Source organism: Intrasporangium chromatireducens Q5-1, assembly GCF_000576575.1.
GTDB classification, from domain to species: Bacteria; Actinomycetota; Actinomycetes; order Actinomycetales; family Dermatophilaceae; genus Intrasporangium_A; species Intrasporangium_A chromatireducens.
Window position 1 is genome coordinate 1 of record NZ_AWQS01000413.1, and the last position, 2,150, is coordinate 2,150.

At 70.2% G+C, this 2,150-nt stretch carries 3 protein-coding genes; all 3 read left to right on the top strand.

What is annotated here, in order from left to right; translation table 11 throughout:
• Positions 1 to 320: hypothetical protein (locus N864_RS25260; RefSeq protein ID WP_034722403.1), on the top strand; the 320-nt coding region annotated here is incomplete at its 5' end.
• Positions 321 to 379: 59 nt separating this feature from the next.
• Positions 380 to 1,288, top strand: a complete 909-nt coding sequence (locus N864_RS21750; protein WP_034722406.1) for an alpha/beta fold hydrolase — start codon at positions 380 to 382, stop codon at positions 1,286 to 1,288.
• A gap of 17 nt (positions 1,289 to 1,305) precedes the next feature.
• The gene (locus tag N864_RS21755; protein ID WP_338033668.1) at positions 1,306 to 2,073 is read left to right on the top strand and encodes a serine hydrolase; all 768 of its coding nucleotides are present in this window, start codon (positions 1,306 to 1,308) and stop codon (positions 2,071 to 2,073) included.
• Positions 2,074 to 2,150: the final 77 nt, after the last annotated feature.

The following is a 2,150-nucleotide window of genomic DNA, read 5'->3' on the forward strand; positions in this document are numbered from 1 at the left end:
CCCGGCTCGCTGACGCCCGCGCCGCCCAGGCGCGGTCGGCTGCCCCCGGTGCGCCTGCCCCGACCCCACCGCCGCCCGGCACCACGACGACCACGACCACGACCGAGCGCGGCTGGCAGGAGACCGCCTCCGACGCCGTCGCCTCGGGCACCGGGGTCGCGGGCCCGGCCGACCTGACCGACCATCCCGTCATGCAGTCGCTCCCGGCGGCCTCCACAGCCGCCCTCCCCCGCACCCGGGCGGAGGCCAAGGCGCAGGCCGAGGCCGAAGCGAGGGCGCAGGCCGACGCCAAGCGCCACACTGACAAGCCAGAGGCCTGATCCCGGCCTCGTCCCAGCCTCACGCGTGGCTCGACCGCGCCCGTCTCCCGAGAGCCCGCATGCCCGTTGACTCCGCCTTCGTCGACATCGAGGGCCCTTGGGAGCACCGCTACGTCGCCGCCAACGGCGCCCGCTTCCACGTCGCCGTCATGGGCGACGGCCCGCTCGTCATGATGCTGCACGGCTTCCCGCAGTTCTGGTACACGTGGCGCCCCCAGATGTCCGCGCTCGCCTCGTGCGGCTACCGCGTCGCCGCGATGGACCTGCGCGGCTACGGCGGCTCCGACAAGCCGCCCCGGGGCTACGACACCTACATGTCCACCCTCGACACGGCCAGCGTCATCCGGGCGCTCGGTGAGTCGTCCGCTGTCGTCCTGGGGCAGGGACTCGGTGGGTGGATCGCCTGGTGCATGCCGATCTTCCGGGGAGACGTCACCCGAGCCATCGGGTCGCTCTCGATGGCGCACCCCCGCGTCATGCGGCACGCCACCTGGACGAACCACCGCCAGCGCGAGGCCTCCCGGTGGATGCTCGACCTGCAGAAGCCGTTCCGCCCCGAGCGGGCGATGAACCGCTCGCACACCTACGTCGAGAGCTTCCTGACCGCGTGGTCGTCGCCGTACGGCTCGTACCCCTCGCGTGAGGACGTCACCCGCTATGGCGACGGGATGATGATCCCGTTCGTCGCCCACTCCGCGGCGGAGCACTACCGCTGGCTCGGACGGTCGTCCGTGCGGCCGGACGGGCCGATGTTCATGCGTCGGATCCGCCGCCCGATCGAGGTCCCGGTGCTGCAGGTCCAGGGGACCGACGACCGGTGCGTGCTCGCCGAGGCCACGACCGGCTCGGGCGCCTATGTGCCCCAGGACTATCGCTATGTCGTCGTCGACGGGGCGGGGCACTTCCTCACCGAGGAGGCGCCGCACGCGGTCAGTCGCATTCTCATCGAGTGGCTCGACACGCTGTGAGTGCCGTTTCGTGGTCGGTGTCCGTCCGCGACGCCTCGGGTATGCCGCTGAGCTCGGACCGTGCCGACGTGCCCTTGCGCACGGCGTCCGTCGGGAAGGTGCTCCTGCTGCTGACGGTGGCGAGCCAGGTGGGCGACGGTTCGCTGTCGGTCGACGAGGTGCTGCGTCGGAAACCCGTTGATGCCGTGGCTGATTCGGGTCTCTGGTGGCAGCTGTCGGTGGACGAACTGCCGATGGGCGACGTGGCGCGGCTGGTCGGTTCGGTGAGCGACAACCTTGCGACCAACGTCCTGCTGCGGAAGGTCGGCCTCGAGGCGGTGGCGGGGACGGCGGCATACCTCGGCTTGGAGCGAACTGCCCTGCACGACAAGGTGCGAGACGTGCGGGGCCCCGGTGACGCGGCGACCTTGTCGACGGGAACGGCGGAGGAGCTGAGTTTGCTCATGCTTCGACTGGCATCGGGGACGGCGATGGGTGCGGAGGCGGATTCGCTGGTGCGACAGTGGCTTTCGGCTAACGTCGACCTGTCGATGGTCGGAGCGGCGTTCGTCGAGCGGCTGGGGATGGATCCCTTGGCGCACCTGGAGGGTCCGGTTCGGTTCTTCAACAAGACGGGCACCGATGCTGGGGTGCGTGCCGACGTCGGCGCGGCCTCACTGGGTGATCGCACCGTTGCCTGGGCCGCCATCGCCAACTGGTCCACGGAAAACGAAGCTCTGATGGCCGAGGCGATGGCCGGGATGAGGCGCATCGGCCAAGAGATCGTGGATCTCCTCTCCCCCTGATCGACAGTGCACGACTCCCGATCGAGCGTGCCCTAATCCCAATCGAGAGTGCAACAATCCCAATCGAGCGTGCGGTA